General features: G+C 64.2%; 20 protein-coding genes, 3 tRNA genes and 1 riboswitch. Of the genes, 8 read left to right on the forward strand and 15 right to left on the reverse strand.

Features of this window, described 5'->3' with window-relative positions; genetic code table 11:
• Positions 1 to 40 precede the first annotated feature (40 nt).
• The 4 genes from Q0K12_RS01565 to sfsA form a co-directional block, all read right to left on the reverse strand.
• Positions 41 to 943 carry a sirohydrochlorin cobaltochelatase gene (locus Q0K12_RS01565; RefSeq protein ID WP_297259786.1) on the reverse strand — a complete coding sequence of 301 codons (903 nt, stop codon included), beginning with the start codon at positions 941 to 943 and terminating at the stop codon, positions 41 to 43.
• Between the two features lie 19 nt (positions 944 to 962).
• Positions 963 to 1,176: riboswitch (cobalamin riboswitch) on the reverse strand.
• Positions 1,177 to 1,225: 49 nt separating this feature from the next.
• A complete protein-coding gene (locus Q0K12_RS01570; RefSeq protein WP_297259788.1) occupies positions 1,226 to 2,509 on the reverse strand; it encodes a phenylacetate--CoA ligase in 1,284 nt (427 codons plus the stop codon).
• A gap of 245 nt (positions 2,510 to 2,754) precedes the next feature.
• Entirely contained in the window at positions 2,755 to 3,060 is a 306-nt protein-coding gene (locus Q0K12_RS01575) for a hypothetical protein (RefSeq protein ID WP_297259790.1), read from the reverse strand.
• 76 nt (positions 3,061 to 3,136) lie between these two features.
• Positions 3,137 to 3,916 (reverse strand): DNA/RNA nuclease SfsA, encoded by a 780-nt coding sequence (sfsA, locus tag Q0K12_RS01580; protein ID WP_297259791.1) that lies wholly within the window; start codon positions 3,914 to 3,916, stop codon positions 3,137 to 3,139.
• Positions 3,917 to 4,041: 125 nt separating this feature from the next.
• On the opposite strand from sfsA, the gene Q0K12_RS01585 reads away from it, so the two are divergent.
• From Q0K12_RS01585 to Q0K12_RS01595, 3 genes are all read left to right on the forward strand, one after another.
• The gene (locus Q0K12_RS01585; RefSeq protein WP_297259793.1) at positions 4,042 to 5,229 is read left to right on the forward strand and encodes a pyridoxal phosphate-dependent aminotransferase; all 1,188 of its coding nucleotides are present in this window, start codon (positions 4,042 to 4,044) and stop codon (positions 5,227 to 5,229) included.
• A 105-nt stretch (positions 5,230 to 5,334) separates the two neighbouring features.
• Positions 5,335 to 5,410: transfer RNA gene (locus Q0K12_RS01590), tRNA-Ala, on the forward strand.
• Between the two features lie 239 nt (positions 5,411 to 5,649).
• Positions 5,650 to 5,725, forward strand: a tRNA-Ala gene (locus Q0K12_RS01595).
• Positions 5,726 to 6,239: 514 nt separating this feature from the next.
• Here Q0K12_RS01595 and Q0K12_RS01600 read toward each other — a convergent pair.
• The 6 genes from Q0K12_RS01600 to surE form a co-directional block, all read right to left on the reverse strand.
• Positions 6,240 to 7,142 carry a flagellin gene (locus tag Q0K12_RS01600; protein WP_297259752.1) on the reverse strand — a complete coding sequence of 301 codons (903 nt, stop codon included), beginning with the start codon at positions 7,140 to 7,142 and terminating at the stop codon, positions 6,240 to 6,242.
• 200 nt (positions 7,143 to 7,342) lie between these two features.
• Positions 7,343 to 8,344 (reverse strand): type I glyceraldehyde-3-phosphate dehydrogenase, encoded by a 1,002-nt coding sequence (gene gap / locus Q0K12_RS01605; protein WP_297259795.1) that lies wholly within the window; start codon positions 8,342 to 8,344, stop codon positions 7,343 to 7,345.
• A gap of 35 nt (positions 8,345 to 8,379) precedes the next feature.
• The gene (gene fba / locus Q0K12_RS01610; RefSeq protein ID WP_297259796.1) at positions 8,380 to 9,306 is read right to left on the reverse strand and encodes a class II fructose-1,6-bisphosphate aldolase; all 927 of its coding nucleotides are present in this window, start codon (positions 9,304 to 9,306) and stop codon (positions 8,380 to 8,382) included.
• A 276-nt stretch (positions 9,307 to 9,582) separates the two neighbouring features.
• Positions 9,583 to 11,166: a GGDEF domain-containing protein gene (locus tag Q0K12_RS01615; RefSeq protein ID WP_297259798.1), complete on the reverse strand. Its 1,584-nt coding sequence runs from the start codon at positions 11,164 to 11,166 to the stop codon at positions 9,583 to 9,585.
• Between the two features lie 15 nt (positions 11,167 to 11,181).
• Positions 11,182 to 11,934, reverse strand: coding sequence for a transporter substrate-binding domain-containing protein (locus tag Q0K12_RS01620; protein ID WP_297259800.1), 753 nt, complete (start codon positions 11,932 to 11,934; stop codon positions 11,182 to 11,184).
• A gap of 357 nt (positions 11,935 to 12,291) precedes the next feature.
• Positions 12,292 to 13,062, reverse strand: coding sequence for a 5'/3'-nucleotidase SurE (surE, locus tag Q0K12_RS01625; protein ID WP_297259802.1), 771 nt, complete (start codon positions 13,060 to 13,062; stop codon positions 12,292 to 12,294).
• A 70-nt stretch (positions 13,063 to 13,132) separates the two neighbouring features.
• On the opposite strand from surE, the gene Q0K12_RS01630 reads away from it, so the two are divergent.
• The 4 genes from Q0K12_RS01630 to Q0K12_RS01645 all read left to right on the forward strand — a co-directional run bounded on the left by Q0K12_RS01630 (position 13,133) and on the right by Q0K12_RS01645 (position 16,589).
• Complete coding sequence (locus Q0K12_RS01630; protein WP_297259803.1) at positions 13,133 to 14,170, forward strand: HD domain-containing protein; 1,038 nt, start codon at positions 13,133 to 13,135, stop codon at positions 14,168 to 14,170.
• Positions 14,171 to 14,178: 8 nt separating this feature from the next.
• Entirely contained in the window at positions 14,179 to 14,835 is a 657-nt protein-coding gene (gene tmk / locus Q0K12_RS01635) for a dTMP kinase (RefSeq protein WP_297259805.1), read from the forward strand.
• Between the two features lie 70 nt (positions 14,836 to 14,905).
• Positions 14,906 to 15,262 (forward strand): hypothetical protein, encoded by a 357-nt coding sequence (locus Q0K12_RS01640; RefSeq protein WP_297259807.1) that lies wholly within the window; start codon positions 14,906 to 14,908, stop codon positions 15,260 to 15,262.
• Positions 15,249 to 16,589, forward strand: coding sequence for a histone deacetylase (locus Q0K12_RS01645; protein ID WP_297259809.1), 1,341 nt, complete (start codon positions 15,249 to 15,251; stop codon positions 16,587 to 16,589). The genes Q0K12_RS01640 and Q0K12_RS01645 overlap by 14 nt, the downstream gene beginning before the upstream one ends.
• A gap of 409 nt (positions 16,590 to 16,998) precedes the next feature.
• On the opposite strand, the gene Q0K12_RS01650 is transcribed toward Q0K12_RS01645, so the two are convergent.
• The 5 genes from Q0K12_RS01650 to Q0K12_RS01670 form a co-directional block, all read right to left on the reverse strand.
• Positions 16,999 to 18,876, reverse strand: a complete 1,878-nt coding sequence (locus Q0K12_RS01650) for a YgiQ family radical SAM protein (protein WP_297259903.1) — start codon at positions 18,874 to 18,876, stop codon at positions 16,999 to 17,001.
• 164 nt (positions 18,877 to 19,040) lie between these two features.
• The gene (locus Q0K12_RS01655) at positions 19,041 to 19,421 is read right to left on the reverse strand and encodes an EF-hand domain-containing protein (RefSeq protein WP_297259811.1); all 381 of its coding nucleotides are present in this window, start codon (positions 19,419 to 19,421) and stop codon (positions 19,041 to 19,043) included.
• Positions 19,422 to 19,474: 53 nt separating this feature from the next.
• Complete coding sequence (locus Q0K12_RS01660; protein ID WP_297259814.1) at positions 19,475 to 19,852, reverse strand: hypothetical protein; 378 nt, start codon at positions 19,850 to 19,852, stop codon at positions 19,475 to 19,477.
• A gap of 110 nt (positions 19,853 to 19,962) precedes the next feature.
• Positions 19,963 to 21,228 carry an AMP-binding protein gene (locus Q0K12_RS01665; RefSeq protein WP_296304413.1) on the reverse strand — a complete coding sequence of 422 codons (1,266 nt, stop codon included), beginning with the start codon at positions 21,226 to 21,228 and terminating at the stop codon, positions 19,963 to 19,965.
• A gap of 97 nt (positions 21,229 to 21,325) precedes the next feature.
• On the reverse strand, positions 21,326 to 22,696 hold the full coding sequence (locus Q0K12_RS01670; protein ID WP_297259816.1) for a chloride channel protein: 1,371 nt from the start codon (positions 22,694 to 22,696) through the stop codon (positions 21,326 to 21,328).
• Positions 22,697 to 22,872: 176 nt separating this feature from the next.
• Here Q0K12_RS01670 and Q0K12_RS01675 point away from each other — a divergent pair.
• Positions 22,873 to 22,948 (forward strand) — tRNA-Phe (locus Q0K12_RS01675).
• The last annotated feature ends 145 nt before the right edge of the window (positions 22,949 to 23,093 follow it).

The raw sequence follows: 23,093 nt of genomic DNA on the forward strand, positions 1-23,093 counted from the left end.
GGAGACCGTCCGTTCTTGATGCATGACGCCGGATGCGCGGTTACGGCTTGACCGGTTCCCGCGTGAGGTCATCCTTCGTTTCGCGGGCATGCCGGATGAGCACGGCCCGGACGCCGGCGATCTCGCCCATGCCCAGCAGGTTGGTCTTCACCTGATAGCCCCGCTTGCGCAGTTGGGAAGCCCAGCTGTCCGCGTCCTCGCCGGCAAGGTCGTTGCGGGCATGGTCGCCGGCCACGATCATGAAGGGCTGCAGCCAGAGCGTTTCCAGCTTGCGGACGGCAAGCTCCCGCACCAGGTCATCGAAGGTGCGCGAACCTTCCACCGAGGCCATGAAGGTCAGGCCGTCCGCCTCGACAAAGGCCCGGCGCATGCCTTCAAAGACCAGATCCGCCCGGCCGTGCGCCTGTCCGTGCCCCATGAGCACCAGCCCCTCGCCGGGAGCCCGTCCGCCGCAGCTCTCCAGCACGGCGGCGGCCACCTCGCGGGCGTCGCGCCGGGACTCCAGCAGGGGCCGGCCCAGATAGACGGCATCGAAGCGGCCGGGATGCGCCTTGACGTCCAGCAGGACGGCACGCTCCAGCGCGCTGAATTCTTCCCCGGCCATGACGTGCAGGGACTGGACGCGGACGACCTTCACGCCCTTGCGGGCAAGGGCCGCCAGCCCTTCGCTGATGCCGCCCACGGGCGTTCCCCGTTCGGCCAGCTTCTTGCGGATGATCTGGGAAGTGTAGGCCCACTCCACGGCAGCCTTGGGGAAGGCCGCCCGGAAATCGGCATCAAGAGCTTTCAGAGCGGGCACGGCTTCGGGCACGCTGGTGCCGAAGGCCACGATGAGCAGGCCCTCACGCGGCCCTGTCTCCGCCTGAGCGGCAAGGGGAAGGCCGACGAGCCAGAGGGCAAGCAGCAGGACAAAAAAACGGGGGAAATGCTGGATGTGCGACATGGATCCTCCTCAATGACGCGTTAAGGTGTGGATAATGAGCGGGTTTCGGACTTGAGGGAGTAGGGCGGCCTCCGCCGCCGGCCTTTGCTTCGCCTTCACCGCTTGCGCGACTGGCTGTCCGGACAGACTGCTGTCCGTGAAGCTCCGTACCCTCTTACCGCAGCGCGACTGTTTCCGATTCGCACGGAATTCCCCGCGATATGCTGTTCTCTGCCTATGTGAGGAAAGCCTCTCTGTCAAGCGGGACGGACGGCTTAGGCCGCATCCGCCCGCTCGAGCGGCCTACTGCCGCAGATCCACCACGCGCTTGGACTTGCTGAAGGTGCGCGGCAGGCTGCCCGGATCGCAGATGTGCACGTCCACACGGGCCAGGATGGCCTTGTGCAGGCGGCGGGAAAGACTCTCGGCCAGGGCGGCGTCGCCGTCGGCGGAGGCCTGCGGGCCTCGCTCCACGGTGAGCGTCATGTGATCGAGCGCCCGCTCGTCCCGGCGCAGCTCCACCTGATACTCGCCGCCCAGCTCGGGATAACCGCCGATGACGTCCATGATCTGCCCCGGATAGATGTTGACCCCGCGGAAGATGATCATATCGTCCGAGCGGCCGAGGATGCGGTCATGACGGGGCATGCTCAGGCCGCAGGAACATTCTCCGGGCAAAAGGCGGGAAAGGTCGTGGGTGCGGTAACGCAGCAGGGGCACGGCTTCCTTGCGCAGGCTGGTCACCACCATCTCGCCCACCTCGCCCACGGGCAGGGGCTGGAGCGTCTCGGGATCGACCACCTCGATGATGAAGAGGTCCGCCCAGTAGTGCAGGCCCTCGTGGGCGTCGCAGTCCATGGCCGTGCCCGGCCCGTACATCTCGGTCATGCCCGCGATGTCGTAGCTGGCCTCAAGCCCCAGTTTGCTTTCGATGGCAAGGCGCATCTTTTCGCTGCGGGTCTCCGAGCCGCAGATGACTTTTTTCAGCTTCAGCTCGTCGCGGATGCCCGCCCGCTCCACTTCTTCGGCCATGAGCAGGGCCATGGACGCCGTGGCCCCGAAGCAGGTGGCCCCCAGATCGCGCAGCAGCTGCAGATGCATGTCCAGATTGCCCGGCCCCACGGGGATGGTCAGCATGCCCAGCTTCTCGCTGCCGAGCTGGAAGCCCGCGCCCGCCGTCCAGAGGCCGTAACCCACGGCCACCTGCATGCGGTCGGCCGGGGTCAGCCCCGCCAGCTCGTAGCAGCGGGCCATCTGGAGGCTGAAGGTCTCGATGTCCTTCTGCGTATAGGCAAGGATCTTGCGCTTGCCCGTGGTGCCGCTGGAGGCGTGGATGCGGACGATCTCCTCTTCCGGCACGCAGCGGAGGGGCAGGGGATAGCCCGCCCGCAGATCGTCCACGTCCACCGTGGGCAGGCGGCGCAGATCATCCAGACTGCGGATGTCGCCGGGCTCGACGCCGCAGGCGGCGAGCTTTTCCCGATACTGGGGGGAACGCAGGGCCTGCGCCACGGTGAAGCGCAAGCCGTCAAGCTGGATGCGGGCCAGTTCATCCGCCGAATACCGGGGAAGGAAACGGTATGCCATGCCGAACACCTCTTTTAGAGCAATTTCTGTTTGATACGCTCTGCGTTTCAAACCCTACGGCCTGTCGTTTCGCGAGAAAAACGCGGTTTTTCCGCCTGACTCGGGCCGGGCGGAGCCGCCGTCCGCCGCAGGGATTGTGCGCGTTTCCCGCCTCCACCGCAAGAGGGCCGGCCGCGATCTGCGCTCTTTCCTCCCCTTTTGCGGTCATGCGGCCAACGGACGAGACCGGACGCGGGAAAGCGGGCCTATCTGCCGCCGCGCTCCTGACCGGCCCGGCGTTCCTGCCGTTGCCGCCAGAAGCGCCGGGCCAGCTTCAGGAGGACGTAGGCCCCCGCCAGCAGCAGGACGAAAGCGATGCCGAGCACGCCCCAGGCGTGCATGCCCGCCCCCTCCCAGAGGCCGAGCACCCAGAAGAGCAGGAAACAGCCCACCAGAAAGGCGGCCCAGCCCAGTGCCGGCCGGCGTTCGATCTGGGCGAAGAAGCTGATGCCGGCGGCAAGACCCGCCACGGCCACGGCGCTCATGACGAGCAGAGCCAAAAATTCCACCATGATAGTCTCCCTGTCTGTCGCCTCGCGAGAGGAGGCGTTTTTTTACGGAACGGCGGCACGCCCGGCTCGATGGCGGTCACGCCGCTCCCTGGGGCCGCAGGGGGAGCTGCTCGCCCAGATCGACGCCCTGTGCGGAGATGTCTGCCCGATAAGGATAGATCTCCACCCCGGCCGCCACGGCCGCGTACAGCAGATCCGCGTATTCGGGGTCGATGAAGTCCGCCGGCGCGAAACATCGGCCGTCCGCCCGCTGCACCAGATAAAACATGGCTGCCCGTTCGCCGCAACGCACGATATCCATGAGTTCCCGCAAATGCTTGCGGCCGCGCTCCGTGGCCGCATCGGGGAAACAGGCCGCATCGTCCTCGGTCATGGTGACGTTCTTGCATTCCACCCAGAGCGGCGGCCTGTCCGGCGCGGTGAAGCAGGCATCCAGCCGGCTCTGCCCGCGCACGGCCTCCCGGCGGCATTGCGCGTAGCCCGCGGCAAAGGGGAGCCTGCCGGCATGGAAGGCGGCCTCCAGCAGGCGATTGGGCACGGCGGTATTGACGCCGACCCAGAAGCCCCTGCCGCCGGGCAGGACGCCGCCGCGACCGTCCGGGAGGACTTCGCCCAGCCAGATGGCTTCCTGCGTATAGGGCAGCTTGCGGGCGGGATTGGCGGCGGGGCTGGCCAGCATGGGGCTGCCGGGACGGGTCAGACCCAGCATGCTGCCGGAGTTGTTGCTGTGCACCCAGACATCCTTTCCGTCAAGGCGCATCTCCACGCTGAAGCGCTTGTGGCGGCGCAGGAACATGCCGCAGAGGCAGGGCCGGGCATGGGGCAAAAGCGGAGCGGGAGGGGAAGTCTCAGGCATGGGCTATCCTTGTCCGCCGGGGCGGCGTCAATTTACAGCGTTGGGGGAAATTGCTACCGTTGACCGTTGTCCCTGCTGACGGATGGGCCGCCCTGCGGGACACTCAAGCTTGCAAGGAGTCCCACATGCAGATTTCCGAACGGTTGCGCACCATCAAACCTTCCCTGACCCTCAGTGTCAACACCCGCGCCATGGAATTGCGCGAACAGGGGGTGCAGGTCATCAGCCTTGCCGTGGGCGAGCCGGATTTCCCCACGCCCAAACATATCTGTGAAGCGGCCAAGGCCGCCATCGACGACAACTTCTGCCGCTACACCCCCGTGCCCGGCATCGCCGAACTGCGGCAGGCCGTGGCTGGCTACTTCAAAAAGGTTTATGACGCCGACATCAAGGCCGAGAATACCATCATCTCCGCCGGGGGCAAGCACGCGCTCTACAATTTCGTGCAGGCCACCATCAACCCCGGCGACGAGGTGCTCATCCCCGCGCCGTATTGGCTGAGCTATCCTGACATCGTCTGCCTTGCCGGCGGGACGCCCGTCATCGTGCAGGCCTCCGCGGCCCAGGGCTTCAAGATCACTCCGGCCATGCTGGACAAGCACGTCACCAGCCGCACCCGGCTGCTCATCCTCAATTCGCCCAGCAACCCCACCGGCGCGGTCTACACCGCCGCCGAACTGGACGCCCTGCTGGAATGGGCGCATGCGCACGGCGTCTTCGTGCTCTGTGACGAGATCTACGATCAGCTCGTCTTTGCGCCGGCCAAGATGGCCAGCGCCATCCACCACTTCGTGCGCCGCCCGGAAGAAATCGCCATCCTGGGCGGCCTTTCCAAGAGCTTCGCCATGACCGGCTGGCGTGTGGGTTACCTGGTGGCCCATCCCGATCTCATCAAGAAGATCTCCAGCATGCAGGGACACAGCACCTCCAACATCTGCTCCATCGCGCAAAAGGCGGCCGTGGCGGCGCTCAACGGCCCGCTGGACTGCCTCACGCCCATGCTGGAAGCCTTCCAGCGGCGGCGGGACATGGCCATGCAGGTCATCCGCAGCTGGCCCTGGGCCGTCTGCCCGCAGCCTGACGGGGCCTTCTATCTGTTCGTGGACGTGAGCGGCTGCTACGGCGGCAGCGTGAAGAACTCCACGGAACTGTGCACGCGCCTGCTGGATGAGGCCCATGTGGCGCTGGTGCCGGGCGCGGCCTTCGGGGACGACAACTGCATCCGCTTCTCCTATGCCGTGGCCGACGATGTGCTGGCCAAGGCGCTGGAAGCCAGCGGAAAGGTCATGGCGAAGCTGGCGGCGGAAAAGTAACCCGCTGGTTCCAAAGGATATGACGCCCGGAAAAATTTTTTCGAGAGATTGAATTTTTTTCGTTGACAACGAGGGGCGTTTTCGGCAATATCCACCTTGTCCGAAGGGGTTGTAGCTCAGTTGGGAGAGCGCTTGAATGGCATTCAAGAGGTCGGGAGTTCAATTCTCCCCAGCTCCACCAGAAAGTACGGGGACTTCGCAAGAAGTCCCCTTTTCTGTATCCAAAGCCGCTTGGACCGTTATTTCAAGCGGCTTTTTTGCGTCGGCAGCCGAAGGGCGGATAAGCCGAGGGATGAAAAACGGAAAGCGTGTAGCGTGAGGTGCATGCCTGACCACGGCAAGATAGACGAAAAGTCCCGCAACACCGCATGCGGCTGTTGACAACGTGGGATGTTTGAGGCAATATACGGACTTGTCCAAGGGGTTGTAGCTCAGTTGGGAGAGCGCTTGAATGGCATTCAAGAGGTCGGGAGTTCAATTCTCCCCAGCTCCACCAGAAAATACAGGGACTTCGCAAGAAGTCCTTTTTTTCTTCTTCAAAGCCGGAGGGGATGCTGTTCCGCCGGCTTTTTCGTATCCGGTCGGCCGCATTGGACTGACAGGCGATCAGCGCCGCACCGCTTTGCAGCGGGGGCTTCTCCGCGGCGCGCATGGCAGCCCGCGCCCCCCCAGTTCGCCAAATACGCAAAAACCACCCGCAGACGGATGGCTCGCTTTTTTGCGCCCCCCTGGCGCATGAGCGTTTTGTCTTTGAAAAGGCGGAACGCGAGGCGGCACACCATGCCGACCGGTCTGAACCAGGGGAGACACCGCGTTTTTCCGCAAAACGACAGGCCGCATGTCTTGAACCGCAACAAAGCGTTTCCAATGGAAGATGCTTATGGCTCTGTGCATAGGCCATAAAAAAGGGGATGCCCGAAGGCATCCCCTGCATAACCCGTTGGTGGGGCGAGGCTCCCCAGCACTCGCCCCCAGGCTTGCGCTTTTCTCCCTCCACCACAACAGTCTGGTTAGCCGATGAGCTGCAGAGCCATCTGCGGCATGCTGTTGGCCTGCGAGAGCATGGCCACGGCAGACTGCGTGAGCACCTGGTTGCGGACGAAGTTGGTCATTTCGGTGGCCACGTCCACGTCGCGGATGCGGGATTCGGCGGCCTGCAGGTTTTCGGACTGCACGGTCAGGTTGGTAACCGTGTTTTCCAGACGGTTCTGCATGGCGCCGAGGTGAGCACGGATCTTGTCCTTGGACACGATGGCGTTGTTGATGGCCACCAGAGCTTCCTGAGCGGCCTGCTGCGTGGAGATGGTGCTGCCGGCGGAACCCGCACGGGCAGCGTTGCCCACGCCCAGAGCGGAGGCGGTGCAGTTGCCGATCTCGATGTAGTAGTAGTCTTCAGCGGAGTCGTTGGCCGTACCGAAGTGAACCTTCAGGGCGCCCAGGCTGGTCAGACCGGAACCGTCATGGATGGTGCCGTCGGCATTGTTCATGGCGGACAGGGTACCGTCAAGCAGCTTGATGCCGTTGAAGTCCGTGGCGTTGGCGATACGGGTGATTTCCGAAGCCATCTGCTGGTATTCGGATTCGATCATCAGACGCTGCGTGGAGTCGTAGGTACCGGTGGCGGCCTGTTCCGCAAGTTCCTTCATGCGGATCAGCTTTTCGTCGATAACGCCCAGAGCGCCGTCAGCGGTCTGGATAAGGGAAATACCGTCGTTGGCGTTGCGGACGCCCTGATTAAGGGCGGCAACGTCGGCGCGCATGAGTTCGCTGATGGCGAGACCGGCGGCGTCGTCAGCGGCGCTGTTGATGCGCATGCCGGAGGACAGGCGCTGGGTAGAGGTCTGCAGGTTGCCGTAGTGGCCGGTCAGAGTGTTGGCAACGTTGGTAGCCATTCCGTTGTGATTGATATACATAACATTCCTCCATGAATGTCTGTATGGGAGTTGATACGCATCCCGCATCCATGCGGGCATAGCCTGTTACCTAGCTTATCGACCCCCGCGGCTGAGCCATTAGGGACGAAATACATTTTTTTGCGGAAAAAAAATGCGTGCGGCCGGCAGAACCGACCGCACGCATCATTTCAGCCGTTCACGCTGTCGGAGACGACAGCTTAGCAGGAAGCGCCGACCAGACGCAGCAGGCGCACCAGCTGGTTGGTGAAGCCGGCTTCGTTGTCGTACCAGACGATGAGCTTGAGCAGGGTGCCGTCCATGACCTGGGTGGTCAGGGCGTCCACCACGCCGCCGTGCGTGTCGGCCTTGAAGTCGATGGAGACCAGCGGCTCTTCGCAGAAGCCGAGGTTGTCCTTGAGCGGCCCTTCACAGGCGGCCTTGAGGGCGGCGTTCACTTCCTCGACCGTGGTGCTCTTTTCCAGCTCGCAGGTGAGGTCCACCAGCGAGATGTCGGGCGTGGGCACGCGTACGGCCATGCCGTCCAGCTTGCCCTTGAGGGCCGGGATCACGAGCGCGGTGGCCTTGGCCGCGCCGGTAGAGGTGGGGATCATGGACACCGCGGCCGCGCGGGCGCGGCGCAGATCCTTGTGCGAACCGTCAAGGATGCGCTGGCTCATAGTATAGGAGTGGATGGTGGTCATGAGACCATGCTTGATGCCGAACACGTCATTGATGACCTTGGCCGCGGGCGCAAGACAGTTGGTCGTGCAGGAGGCGGCGGAGATGACGCTGTGGGCGGCGGCATCATACACGCCGTCGTTGACGCCCATGACGATGGTGGCGTCAGCTTCCTTGCAGGGAGCCGAGACCACGACCTTCTTGGCGCCGCAGGCCAGATGCAGCGCGGCGTCATCGCGCTTCTTGGCGGTGCCGGTGGTCTCCACCACGAAGTCGATCCCCAGCTCCTTCCACTGCCATTCGCCGGTCTTGCAGCGGGTCACGGTGATGTGACGCCCGTTGACGATGATGCCGTTCTCGTCATGTCCGACGGTACCGGCAAACGTGCCGTAAACGGAGTCATATTTGAACAGATGCGCCAGGGCCGCGTTGTCCGCGCGGGCATTGATGGCGGTGATGACCACGTCCTGCGAGTCCGCCATGAGACGCAGCAGGTAACGACCAATGCGACCAAAACCATTGACACCAAGTTTGACGGCCATTGTGAACTCCTCTTGTAGTCTGTCTGAAGAACGGGTTAGGCCTTGCCGGAAGAGCCCATGACATTGCGGATCTTGTGCGCGACCATCTTCTTGACGGCCTCACGCGCGGGCTTCAGGTAGGCGCGCGGGTCGAAGTCTTCGGGATGTTCCACCAGATGGCGGCGGATGGAAGCAGTCAGCGCCAGGCGGATATCCGTATCCACGTTGATCTTGCAGACGCCGAGCGAGGCGGCGCGGCGCAGCATCTCTTCCGGCACGCCCTTGGCGCCGCCGACCTTGCCGCCGAACTGATTGCACAGTTCGACGAATTCCTGCGGCACGCTGGAAGCGCCGTGCAACACCAGCGGATATTCCGGCAGACGGCGGCTGATCTCCTCAAGGCGGCCGAAGTCCAGTTTGGCTTCGCCCTTGAACTTGTACGCGCCGTGGCTCGTGCCGATGGCGATGGCCAGCGAGTCGCAGCCGGTGCGCTCCACAAAGTCCACGGCCTGCGCCGGATCGGTATAGACATGCTCGGCGGAGCTCACATGCTCCTCCACCCCGGCGAGCTTGCCGAGCTCGGCTTCCACCCAGACGCCGCGGGGATGGGCATATTCCACCACTTTACGGGTCAGCGCCACATTGTCCTCATAGGGCAGGTGGGAGCCGTCGATCATCACGGACGTGAAGCCGCCGTCGATGCAGGCGGCGCACATCTCAAAGTCCGGGCCGTGGTCAAGATGCACCACCACCGGCACGGAGGGGTCTTCGGCCAGCGCGGCTTCCACCAGCTTCATGATATAGGTCTGTCCGGCATATTTGCGGGCTCCGGCGGAAACCTGGAGGATCACCGGGGATTTCTCCTCGGCGGCGGCCTGCATGATGCCCTGGACAATTTCCATGTTGTTGACGTTGAAAGCGCCCACGGCGTACTGGCCCTTGTAGGCGGCCGCGAACATTTCTTTCGGCCCGATAAGCGGCATGATTTCCTCCTGAAAGGGTATATGGATCGACATGACCATGACGCCATGTCCGACACTCTTGCGTATCGCCAGCATAGCCCATTTGTGAAAAAAAGAAAATCCCCGCCGCAGGAGGGGCAGGGAGCCGAAACAGGATGATCGTGCCGGCGCGGCGCAGAGGTGGACGGCATGTTGCGGCATGCCTGCCGCGCAGAGCACGCCCCGGCGGCTGCGCTCCCCGCCGCAGAAAAACGCCCGCTGAGACCGCCCGACCTGCCGGAACGCGCAGCGGACAGATCATGCGGGATGCGCCTCCACGGGCGGCTGTTCCTTGGCGTAGTGGCAAACCCGGTTCCGTCCGGAATTCTTGGCCGCATACAGGGCGATGTCGGCATGTGCCAGCAACTCTTCCACATGCGTCGTCTCTCCCTGTTCACGCGAGGCCACGCCCACGCTGATGGTCAATACGCCCGTCTCCAGCCCGGGATGGGGGATATGCAGCTTCTCCACGGAATCCCGCAGGCTTTCGGCAACGGACATGGCCCCTTCGCGCCCCGTGGCGATGAGCAGGCCCACGAATTCCTCGCCGCCATAGCGGAACGTCTTGTCCGAGGCGCGGGCGCAATTCTGCTTGACCATGCGGGCCACGGTCTGCAAGGCCACGTCCCCGGCCAGATGGCCAAGCGTGTCGTTGTACAGTTTGAAGTTGTCCACATCCACCATCAGGACGGCAAGGGCGCTGGTCTGGCGGTCTCGCTGGATGGCCTGGTCCAGCGCGCGCCGGTTGCCGAGGCCGGTCAGGTCATCCGTAAGGCTCAGACCGGCAAAGCGCTCCCGCTCCTGTTCCAGCTGACCGGAACGCTGATGCAGGTCATTGAGATAGGCATTGAGGCTCGGCAGGGTATCAATGATGTCGGAAAACTCCTCGATGCAGGTCTTCGGCAGCCGCGCCATCCCCTGCCCGCCGCGCATGTCGCGCAGGATCTCCGTGGTGCGGCGCAGCGGCAAAAAGATCTGCTGCTGGAGGGCGACGAAGAGCAGCAGCAGGAAGAGGGCGTTGCCGATGCCAAGGACCGTAAAGATGTTGCGGATCTGCCGGGTCTCGTCATCGATGGCTTCCATACCCTCATAGATGCCGCGGGCCTCCACGGAAGAAGCCTCCACGCTCAGCCCCACCAGCACCTGATCGATATCTTTGACCAGCAGGTCGAAATGCTCCTGATAACGGCCGATCTCCCGCTGCTTGTCGCCAATGTTTTTCCAGACACGTTCGAGGTCGACGCACGCCGTACGCGTTTCCGGATCATTTTCTCCATGCTTACGGCAAGCGGTAAAAAGCTGGTTTACGGAGTCGGACATAAAGGCGTAGGATCCCGTTATGAGCGACAAATAGTGCGGCTGTTCCGGCAAGGGCTCCGCAAGAAGCGGGAATTGCTCTTCATTCCAGCTGACATGCTCGGCCAGCCGACCAAGCGTCAACAGAAAACGCCACTCCTGCCGCCGCACATCCTCCACCAGTTTAAAAAGCGCAAGCCGCAGCTCCATCAGCTCATCCAGCAGCGGATAGACCTTATCCAGCACGGGCTTGAAACCGATATTGCCGAAACCGGCATCCGCCAGCAGCATGCGCAGGGAGGCGGACGCCTGCTGCAGCTGCCGGGTATTGGCCGCATAACGCATTTGCGAGGCATTGAGGCGCATGTGCTCGATGTTGAGCAAAAACTGCTGCCGTTGCAGGATATTGGGCAGATACTGATGGGCTGCGGCATTGGCCATGCTTTCGATGCGCTGCAAGGTGCTGAGCATGTAGACCTGAAAAACGAACAGCACGAACATGACGCTCATGATGCTCAGGCCAAAAGTTCTGATGCCGATGCGCATGGCCAGCCAGCCTGTTCAATAAATGCTGAAGGAAAAGTACTTGCGCATGATGCGCCCATACTCCCCGGTGACGCGAAGCGTGAGGATGGCCTGATTGATGCGGCCCACCAGTTCGGGATGCTCCTTGCTGACGGCGATGCAGGAGCCGCTGGGATTCTCCCGCGGGAGGATGGGATTGCCGAGCATGACGAAACCCGCCCCCTCGGGCGACTTGAGAAACTCCATCCCCGGGAAGCCGTCGATGAGCACCACATCCACCCTGCCCCTGACCAGCGCGTCCAGAAGGCCCTGATGGGATTCGAAACTCACCACCACGGCCTTGCCCTGCCAGATCCTGTGCAGCGCGATAAGCTGCACGGAATTGTGCTGGGCGGCCAGGATCTTGCCTTCAAGTCCTTCTTCATCGAGGCGGATGCCGGGCCTGCCGATATAAAAGGAATGCGAGCGGTAATAGCTGTTGGAAAAGAGCATGATGCGCCCGCGCTCTTCCGTCACGCCAAGGCCGGCCACAGCAATGTCCAGCGACTGCGAGGCCAGCCCCGCCACGATGGCGCGCAACGGCAGAGCGACCGTGCGGCACTGCGCATGCAGCTGGCCGCAAAGCGCTTCGGCAAACTCGACGTCGAAACCAACCAGGTTTCCGTGTTCATCCGTATACGAAAAAGGAGGATAGTTCTGCAGGACAGCCACACTCAGATCCTTTCCGGCGTGAGCTTCAGGAACGCTGTCGCCGAAAAAGGCCAGCAGGAACAACAGACAGAACGTCATGAAAAACCGGCTCAGGGGAAAGCGTTGTTTCATAACAGAACCGCACCGATTCCCTTTCTTCCGTCTAATGACGGCGGAAGGGTCGAAGATATCTCCTGCGTAGGGGACGAGACCGCCCCTTCGGCAAAAACCGGGGTCACCCGCAGGTTATATTTTTTCATACACGGCAGATGCCGACTCTGCAAGCACGACCGCGTGTTCGCCACTCAAAGAAGTACTCCCTTCCCATCAAATAGACCTATCCTTTCTGGAGGTTAGCGTCATTTTTTTCGTGAGCACGCTTTTTTTGCGACGCATTTTACCCATGCTCCACGCGTCCAGCCGCGCCCTGCCGCGTCCGCCTGCCGCATCGACCGCCTACGGCCTTTCGCTCGCCTCCAACATGCCCGCGAGGGCGGTCATCCCTTCCTGATCGGTAAAGTCGAAACGCAAGGGCGTCACGGTGATATAGCCCCGGTTCAGCAGGTCCTTGTCCGAACCGGCGTTGATGGTCTGCGGGGGGATCTCGCCCACCAGCCACCAGTAGGGCTCGCCGCGCGGGTCCTTGCGTTCCAGATAGGCGTTTTTCCAGACAGCCCCCGTCTGCGGGCAGACCCGCACCCCCCGGGCCTCATGCAGCGGACAGCGGGGATAGTTCACGTTGACGACCCGGCGGGGGGCAAGCCGGCTCCAGTCGATGCGCGCCGCCAGCGCCACGGCATGGCGGGCCTGCGGCAGGAGGTCGTCATGCGGCGAGGCCACGTCGCAGGAAACGGCCAGCGTGGGCAATGCCTCATGCGCGGCCTCGGTGGCCGCGCCCACCGTGCCGGAATAGAGGATGTCCGGGCCCACGTTGGCTCCGGCGTTGATGCCGGACATGACCAGATCCGGCCGCCGGGGCAGCAGGCAGGCAAGGGCGAGCTTAACGCAGTCCGTGGGCGTGCCGTACAGGCCTGTGCCCGCAAAATCTCCTTCCTCTATGTGCTCGGCCCGCAGAGGATCGAACACGGTCAGCGAATGGCCGACGCCGGACTGCTGGCGCATGGGGGCCACCACATGCACCGTATGGCCGGCCTCGCGGAGCGCCGCATACAGGGCGCGCAGGCCCGGCGCGCGGATGCCGTCGTCATTGGTCAAGAGAACATCCATTTGACAATCCCCCGGAAACAAGGAAATGTGAGGCAACATGCCCGCTGCGGCGGGCCGCCAAGGGTACTATATGGAAAAAGGTCACCACGTCAAAGAGATAACGCCCCCCTGCGAGGCGCAGGGCGTGTTCGCCGTTTCGCAGGCCTCGCTTGCGCAATCCCGCAACGGGCCCTACTGGCGGCTTGCGCTCAGTGACGCCACGGGGACGCTGGAGGCCAAAATATGGTCCCCGCTCAGCGCGGAATTCGCCGAGATCCCCGTGGGCAGCCTCGTGGAAGTGCAGGGCAGGGCGGCGCTGTTCCGCGAGCAGACGCAGCTGACCGTCGAGCGGCTGCGCGTGCTCTCCGACGAGGAGGCCGCCGCGCTGCCGCCGGCCGACTTCATGCCCGCCAGTCCCTATGATCTGGACGAGATGATGGCGGAGCTGCACGACCTCATCGGCAAGGAATTCGTCCACAAGCCGTGGCGCAAGTTCGTCCAGGGCGTTTTCCGGGATGCGGAGCTGGCCGCGGCCTTCCGGGTCTGCCCGGCGGCCAAGAGCGTGCACCACGCCTATGTGGGCGGCCTGCTGGAGCACAGCCTCGGCGTTTTCAAGCTCTGCCGCCGTCTGGCCGACCAGTATGCGGAACTGGACCGCCAGACGCTGCTGGCCGGGGCCATCTTCCATGACATCGGCAAGATACGGGAATTTTCCGGCGGTCTCGTCAATGATTATACCGACGAAGGCCGCCTCATCGGGCATCTTGAGCTCGGCATCGAGATGCTTGCTCCCTTCTGGCAGAAGGCCGGACTGGAGGAGGGGCTTGTACGCCATCTCAAGCACCTCATCCTGAGCCATCATGGCGAACCGGCCTTTGGCGCGGTGCGTCTGCCGCAGACGGCCGAGGCCCTCGTCCTGCACTATGCGGACAATATCGACGCCAAGATGGCGCAGTGCCGCGGCCTGTTCGCCGCGCTTGAGGCGGAAGAGGGCTGGACGCCCTATCAGGCGACCCTGAGCCGGGCTCTGTTCCGGGGGCCGCGCACGCCGCAGGCCTCCCCCACGGAAAAGGAGCCGCGCAAGAGCCGTCAGCGTCCGGCGGACGACAATCTTCTTTCCCTGCTGTGAGGCCGGCCATGTTCATTACCTTTGAAGGCATAGAAGGTTCCGGCAAGTCCACCTCCCTGACCCTGCTGGCGCAGGAGCTCGAACGCCGCGGCTTCGACGTGCTGCGTACCCGCGAGCCCGGCGGCTGCGGTCTGGGGCGCGCCATCCGCCCCATCCTGCTGGATGCGCGCACGCGCTGCCTCAACATGCGGGCCGAGCTCTACCTCTTCCTGGCGGATCGGGCCCAGCATGTGGCCGAGGTCATCCGCCCGGCGCTGGAAGCCGGTCAGATCGTCCTCTGCGACCGCTACACGGATTCCACCCTGGCCTATCAGGGCTACGGGCGAGGGCTCGACCCGGAAAAGCTGCGCCGCATCAATGAGATGGCCACGGGCGGCCTTGTCCCGGACCTGACGCTGCTTATGGATCTGCCCGTGGGGCTGGGGCTGGAGCGCGCCGGGCTGCGCAATCAGCGGCAGGGCACCGTACTCTCGGAAGGCCGCTTTGACGCCGAAAGCATGGACTTCCATGAACGGGTACGGCAGGGTTACCTTGCCCTGGCCGAGGAAGAACCGCAGCGCATCGCCTGCATCAACGCCGAACAGCGGCCGGAGGACGTGCTCATGCAGAGCCTTTCCGCCGTGGAAGACTATCTTGGCCGCAGCGGCCTCAGCCTGAGACCCTGAATGCTGGGCCGGGAACGCCCGGCCGTCCCCCCTTCCCGAACACGCGCACGTCCCGCACGGAGCCTGTCATATGATGGAACTGTATACGCTTACCATGCTCGATAACGGCAACATGACCTATCAGCCCCGCCACGACCCCGAACTGGAGCAGACGCTCGCTGCGGGAGAGCTGCCGGCAGGACATGTGCTCGTCAACCGTCTGGGGGATCCCGAACTGCTGCATTGCGCCGTCTGCCGCCGGGAAGAAGGCTCGGGCGGCTGCTTTTTGCTGGGGGACGGCGGCGGGCTGCTCATGGCCGTGGTAGCGGAAAGCAATCTGGCCTACGCGCTGGGCCTGGGACTGTTCGGCCCCATGGTCTCCGAAGCCCGCTATGCGGCGGACATCTTTGAAAACGGAGCCGACGACGATGACGATGACGAACTTTAAAGCCTCGCGGCGTCTGGGCGTCATCTTTTTCCCGGCCTTCGACTGGGCCATCTCGCCCACGCATCCCGAACGGGAGGAGCGCCTGCTCTACACCCGGGATCAACTGCTGGAAGAAGGGCTTTTCGATATCCCCGGCATCACGGAACACCGGCTGGACATGGCCGCGTACCGCCAGCTGGAGCGCGCGCACTTCTGTCTGCCCTCGGTACGGGCCGTGTGCACGGACTCGCACCTGGCCTCGGCGGGCGGGGCCATCACCGCCGCCCGGCTGGTCATGGAAAAGAAGGAAGACAAGGCCTTCGCGCTCGTGCGCCCGCCGGGACATCACGCCATGCGTGTGGTGCACGGCAACCGCGGCTTCTGCAACATCAACAATGAAGCCGTGATGGTGGAGTATATCCGCGACCACTATCCGCATCCCGACGGCCGCCCCCTGCGCATCGCCATCGTGGATACGGACGTGCATCACGGCGACGGCACACAGGACATTTTCTGGAACGACCCGTACACGCTCTTCATTTCCCTGCATCAGGACGGCCGCACCCTCTATCCGGGCACGGGCTTCCTCACCGAATGCGGCGGCCCGGCGGCGCTGGGACGCACCGTCAATATCCCCCTGCCGCCCGAAACGGCGGATTCCGGCTATCTCTATGCCATCCGGCATGCGGTGCTGCCCATTCTGGAGGAATTCAAGCCGGATCTCATCATCAATTCCGCCGGGCAGGACAATCACTTCACCGATCCGCTGGCCAACATGAAGCTGTCCGCTCAGGGCTACGCGGCCCTCAATACGGCGCTCAATCCCGACATCGCGGTGCTGGAAGGCGGCTACGCCATCCGCGGCGCGCTGCCCTACGTCAATATGGGCATCTGTCTGGCGCTGGCGGGCCTGCCCGCCGACGACATCCGCGAACCGCAATGGACGCCGCAGAGCGAACGACAAAGCGCCCGCGTCACCGACTATATCGCCGGGCTCTGCGAGGCCGTGGTGAACGGCTACCGCAATCCCCCGTCCTGCCCCGACGAAGGCGCGGAGGAACGCCGTGCCGACGGCGTGTGGTGGAGCCGGAGCAAGCATATCTTCTATGATACGGACATGCTGCGTGAACAGCAGCGGGAAAGCTGGCGCATCTGCCCGCACTGCACCGGACTGGGGCGTTTTGAAACAAGCTCCGAGCGCGTGCGCCGCTCCCTGTGCCTGCTTTTGCCGCGTCAGGCCTGCGAACACTGCCGGCGCGTGGCGGAAAACGAGGCCGACGCGGCCCGCAAGAGCGGCCGTTACGCCCATGTCCTCCTGCTGGACGGCGACGCCCGCGACGACGGCTAGGGCCTGTTATCCCTCTTTGCTGTTTGTTTTTGGGGGAAGGGGAACCCCTCCGCCGGCGCGGGAGGGGTTCCCCTTCCCCCAAACCCCCATCCCTTCCCCAGCGCGCTTTTACCGAGGGGAAAATAGGGACACGCTGAGGCTCCGTCTCCAAAGGCAAGCGGAGCGTATGCAGTTTTTTTACTTTATTTAAATTATTTGTAAAATTTTCACTGACAGCCCCTAAAGCGTTTTAGAGCAATTCCACATTGAAAATGTGGATTGCTCGGTAGTCACGAGAGAGACTCCCCGCAACCGAACACACGGAAAACCGCGTTTTTTCCGCGAAACGCCAGACCGTATGGTTTGAAACGCAACGCGTTTCAAACTAAAAATGCTCTAGCTTTGAAAGCGGCCGTCTGCCGGGGCGAATCTAGCGGCCGCCGCCGTCCTTTACGGCCTTGCGGCCGGGGCGGAAGGGCCAGGGCGTACGGGCCTCGCCGTCAGGGGCGGGACGCCGCCGGACGTCTGAGCGCCTTTTGTTCCCCTCGTCCGGGGAAGCGGCGCGCACGTTGCCGCGGCCCGCGTCGGGCCGTCCGAAATGCGGCATGAGGATGCGGTGCTGGCGCAGGCGCTCGGCGTCGCTGCGGGCCACATAGAGCGGCTCGCCGCTTTCGTCGCACCCGGCGTAGAACATGGCCGTGGCCAGACTGCCCGGCGTGGGGATGAAACATTGCGTCTGCTGCGGGCTCCAGTGACGGCGGGCCAGCCACTGGGCCAGTTCGCGCATGTCCTCGTCCGTACAGCCGGGAAAGCCGCTCATAAGGTAGGGGATGACGTATTGTTCCCGGCCCAGACGGCGGCTCTGGCGCACGAAGCTTTGCAAAAAGGCCTCAAAGACCTCGAGGGGAGGCTTGCGCATGCGTTCCAGCACCCGCGGCACGCAATGTTCCGGGGCCACCTTGAGCTGCCCGCCGGTGAATTCGCCGGTATAGGCGGCCAGCGCGTCAGGCTCGCGCAGGGCAAGATCCGCCCGCACTCCGCTGGCCACGCGCACCTGCCGTATGCCGGGCAGACGCTGTACGGCCCGCAACAGCTCCACATGGCGTATCTGCGGCGTGATGAAGGAACGGCAGACCGTGGGGAAACAGCAGCTGGCGCGGCGGCAGCGCGGACGGCTCCCGTCGGCCAGGCGTTCGCTGTCCAGGGCGCAATGGCCCTGCCACATATTGGCCGTGGGGCCGCCCACGTCGGAAATGGCAAGACCGCCACGGCGCGAGTTGCTGTTTTGCGCAAGCTCCGCCGCCTCGGCAAGGATGGAGTCCTGCGAGCGGGAGGAGATACGCCGCCCCTGGTGCAGGGCCAGCGAACAAAAAGAACAGCCGCCGCCGCAGCCCCGATGACTGGTGATGCTGGTACGGAGCATCTCCTCGGCCGGGACAGGCTCGGCATAGGCGGGATGGGCCTTGCGGGTAAAGGGCAGGCTGTAGAGGGCGTCCATCTCTTCCGTCGTCAGGGGCGCGGCCGGACGGGCCAGCACCACGGCGCGATTGCCGCCCACCGGCTCGAAGGCCCAGCGGTCGAGACCGTGCACCTGCTGTTCCAGCAGGCGCGTTTGACGCAGGAGCTGGGCGGGTTCCTCCTTGAGCTGCTCATGCGAGGGCAGGAGGATGCCCGTGCTGCCGGCCAGTTCCGGCGGCAGATCGGCGGGCAGGCCGTCCGCATCCAGACTGTCCATCCAGACCGAACCGTCGATGCCGCGAATGTCCTTGCCCTCCTGCAGGCGGCGGGCGCATTCCAGCACGGCGCGCTCGCCCATGCCGTAGAGCAGCAGATCCGCCTTGGCGTCCATGAGGATGGAGCGCCGCAGGCTGTCCGTCCAGAAGTCGTAATGGCTGACCCGCCGCAGGGAGGCCTCGATGCCGCCCAGGATGACCGGCAGGCCGGGGAAGGCCTGCCGCGCCAGATTGGCGTAAACGATGCACGCCCGGTTGGGGCGGGCTCCGGCCCGCCCGCCGGGCGTGTAGGCGTCATCGTGACGTTTTTTGCGGAAGGCCGTGTAATGGGCCAGCAGGGAATCCAGCGCACCGGCGCTGATGCCGGCGAACAGGCGCGGCCTGCCCATGACCAGCAGATCGTCCGGGCTTTCCCAGCGGGGTTGGCAGACCAGCCCGGCCCGGAAGCCGTGGGCCACCAGCCAGCGGCCCAGCAGCACGCTGCCCATGGCGTAATGGTCCACATAGGCGTCCCCGCTGACGAGAAGCACATCCAGCTCGTCCCAGCCCAGCGCGTCCATCTCCTGCCGGCTCATGGGCAGGAATGCCGGTTGCGGCGCGCCGAAGGGCGTGCGCTTCGCCACGACGGCCTTGGCCGGGGCCTCGGGCGCGGCGGCAAGATCGACGCCGGGACAGGCAGCCCGGCGGCCGGGCTGGGGAAAGGGGACGTTACGCGGCATAGGCGGGCATCCTTATCCGGCTACTTCGCAGGCGGCATGACCAGCGGCACGTCCTCGCCCGCGGGAGCGGCGGGGGCGGCCTCCTTCTGGGCGGGAGCGGGCATGCCCGCGCGGCCCTTGGCGTGATCCACAGCAAAGCCGAACCATTCCTTCTCGCTGATGCTGCCGTCCTTGTCCGTGTCGATGGCGGCAAAGGCGGCTTTCTGCATATTGGGATAGGCGGCGAAGAATTCCTTTTCGCTGACCTTGCCGTCCTTGTCCGTATCCATCTTGGCGAATTTCTCCGCCGCCGCGCCGTGGCCGGATTCCATGCCCGGCATGGCAAGCGCGGAGGAGGGGAAAGAAAGGGCAAGAGCGCACAGGGCGGCGCAGGCGGTCATGGCAAAGGGGACATATCTCATGTTGGACTCCAGTCCGGGACGCGGCCCGGTCAATGGGGGGAAAGGGGAGCGGCTCAGGCGGACAGCGAGGCGATGAAGACCTGCATGTCGTCCGGCTGGCCGGGCTTGTGATCCTCAGGATAAAGCAGGGCGGACATGTAGAAGAGCGAGTTCAGGCGCAGGGCGTTATTGGCGCTGGCCGAGAAGCAGTGCAGACGGTGCCGCAGGCGTTCGCGCTCCTGAGCGTCCATGTCCGCGGGCAGGGCGGCCAGCAGGGGGGCGACATCCTCCCGTATGGCGGCCAGCAGGCCGGCCTTTTCGCGCATGCCCTCGGCATGGCCGGGCAGATCGCCCTTCTCCAGGCAGGCCAGCGCCCGGTTTTCGGCTGCCATGACGGCGGCATGGCGCTGTTCGAGCCATTCCCGCAGGGCGGCGCAGGGGGTTGCAGACATAAGGATTCCTCCAGATGGGCGAAAGGGACGCAGGCCGAAAGGAGGTCGAGTCCCGGCCGTGCGCCCCTTCCGCAGTGCAGGTACCGCCTCCGTCAGGAGGCGGAAAGGCGTTAATCCCAGTGACGCTTGTCCTCGATGGGACGGATCTGCGGCGGCAGGCTGCCGGGCGCAAGGATCTTCAGCTCGGGACGCAGCTTGATCTTTTCGCGGAACTGGTGAAGCAGCTCTTCCTCGCGCTTGAAGCCGCTGGTCTCGATGAAGAGCGTCATCTCGTCGATGCCGCCGGGGTTGGTGACCTCGATCTGCCAACGCTTCACTTCCTCGAAGCGGCTCATGACCTGTTCCACCTGATGCGGATACACGAACATGCCCATGATGCGGGCCGTGGTGTCCACGCGGCCCACGATGCTGCCCAGGCGCGGGCTGGTGCGGCCGCAGGCGCAGGGGCTGCGGTCGATGTAGGACAGGTCGCCCGTGGCCAGGCGGATGAGCGGATAGGTCTTGTTGAAGGCCGTCACCACGATCTCGCCCACTTCGCCGTCCTTGAGCGGGATGCCCGTGTCAGGATGGCAGATCTCCACATAACAGCGGTTGGCGATATGCAGGCCGGTCTTGTGGAAGCATTCGTAGCCGATGCAGCCCACGTCCGCCGTGCCGTAGCCCTGACGCATGATGAGGTCGTACTTCTTTTCCATCTGGGAGCGCATCTTTTCGGAAAGACGCTCGCCGGTGACGAAAGCCACTTCGAGGAAAAGATCCTTGCGCAGGTTGAGGCCCTTTTCCTCGGCCTTCTGGGCAAGGTGCATGAGGAAGCTCGGCGTGCCCACATAACCGCAAACACGCAGCTTCTGCATGACGTCCAGCTGAGTGGTGGCGTCCGACGGGCCGGCCGGGATGACCGCACAGCCCAGATTGCGCAGCGGCTCCTCAAACATGAGGCCCGCGGGCGTCAGTTGATAATTGAAGGTGTTCTGCACGGCGTCGCCGGGCCGGAACCCCACGGAATAAAAGGCCTCGGTATAGCCCCAGTAGTCCTCGGCGCGATCCTCGGGGTCGAAGATGGGGCCGGGCGACAGGAAGATACGCTTCAGATCCCCGATGTCCTTGGTGAGCAGGCCGCCCAGACGCGGCCCCATGGACTGGAGGAAGATGAGCTCTTTTTTCTTGAGGATGGGGATATGCTTGATGTCGGAGAGGGTCTTGAACTTCTCCACATTGAATTGCGCACGGTCAAAACGCTTTTTGACGTCTTCCGAATAGCGGTAGGCGTAGGAAAGCAGTTCCTTGAGCTGAATCAGGCAGTACTGGCGGCGCTCGCTTTCGTCGAGCACTTCGCGGCGGCTGTAAATGCCTTCGGTGCGGTCTTTGCGGGTCATGGCTTCACCTTGTCAAGGTTTTTGGAGAGTGCATTCTGTTAGCCAATTGCTATGGATTTTGCAAGAACTTTTTTTAAAATGCAATTATTTCAACATATTATTTAGCACTTTCAACAGATGCCGCCCCTGCCTGCAAAGCGCGGCGGCGCAGGATGCGGCGCTTGAGACCATCATAGACCGGCTCGCCGCCCAGACGCGAGGCCACCAGCGAGGCCGTCAGGGCCGTCAGGAGGACGGCGGGCGCGGAGAAAGGACAGCGCGCCATCTCCACCACCAGCGCCGTGCCGGTGAGCGGCGCGCGCACCGTGGCGGCGAACATCCCCCCCATGCCCAGCACCAGCAGCAGGGGGATCTCGTCGGCATGCAGCCAGCCCTGTTCCAGCAGCGGAGAGGCCACGCAGGCCCCCAGCAGGCTCCCGGCCAGCAGCATGGGCATGAGCAGCCCCCCGGCCACGCCGGAGGCGAAGCTCAGGCCGGAAAAGGCGATCTTGCCGAGCAGCAGGCAGAGCAGGAAGCCCAGCCCGTTGCCCAGCAGCACCGGGGAGGCCAGATCCAGCGTCTCGACGCCCACGCCGCCCACGAGCCGGGGCGCCACGGCCAGCAGCAGGGCGCTCACGCCGAAGGGGAAGGCCGAGCGCAGCCACGGCGGCAGCCACGGCAACGCGTCCTGCCAGAGGGTCAGACGGATGATCACGGCATTATAGAGCAGGCCGGCCAGCCCGCTCAACAGGCCCACACCGAGCGCAAGTCCGTATTGCGGCAGTCCCGCATCCTTCCAGACGGCAAAGGGGAAGACCGGCCCGAAGTCGAAAAAGAGGAAGAGCGCCACCCAGGCGCCGATGGCCGAGAAGGCCGCAAAGAAGAACAGCGGCAGGCCCAGCGGGCTGCGCATCTCCTCGAAGGCGAAGAGCATGCCCGCCACGGGCGCGCCGAAGGCCGCCGTCAGCCCGGCCACGCTGCCGCCCACGAGGAAACGCGAATACTGCTCCTCCGGGCTGTGCCAGAGCCGCCCGACGCCCGCCCCCACACAGGCCCCCATCTGGATGCACGGGCCCTCGCGCCCCACGGAAAGCCCGGCGCTCAGGGCCGCCAGCGTGGCCACGAACTTGCGCCAGAGCACGCGCCGCCAGCGCATGGGCGGCAAAAGACCGGCCGCCATGAGTTCCACCTGCGGGATGCCGCTGCCGCTGATGAGCGGTTCCTGCCGCAGCAGGAGGTGAGCGATCATGGCCAGCAGGGCCAGCCCGCCGAGGATGTAGGCCCAGGCCCACGGGGTGTCCGCGGCATACAGCTGCAGCCAGTAGGACGCGTACAGACGGAACGTGTCGTACAGCCGGCGAAAGAGACCGATGATGCCCCCGGCGATGAGGCCCGTCAGCAGGGCCTGCCCGCAGAGCCGCCAGGCTCCGAGACGCTGGAGGTGTTGCGCTTCCCGCAGGAAGAGGGGCAGCGGATGGCGATGGTTCATGCACGATCCTCGTTGCTGGGATGGCCGGCGGCGGGCAAGCGCCCCGCCCCCGCGGCGGGGGAGTATGCCGCCGGAACGGGGAGAATTCAAGGGCCGGGGAAAAAGATGAAAAAAAGACTTGCCAAATGTGCCGCTCTGGCGTACAAGCATTCCTGTCACGACGGTTCGCCGTCAGGGCCGAGGTAGCTCAGTTGGTAGAGCAGGGGACTGAAAATCCCCGTGTCGGCAGTTCAATTCTGTCCCTCGGCACCATGAGGAAGGTAAGGCCCATGCTTCGGCATGGGCCTTTTTTTGTTGTTTCGCGCCCTTTTCGAAACAAGAGCGTTGCCATTGGGAACGGCAAAACGCCAGGCCGCAGGGTTTGAACCGCGAAGCGTTTTAAACGGAAAATGCTCCA

The sequence above is a fragment of the uncultured Desulfovibrio sp. genome, from assembly GCF_944324525.1.
GTDB lineage: Bacteria > Desulfobacterota > Desulfovibrionia > Desulfovibrionales > Desulfovibrionaceae > Desulfovibrio.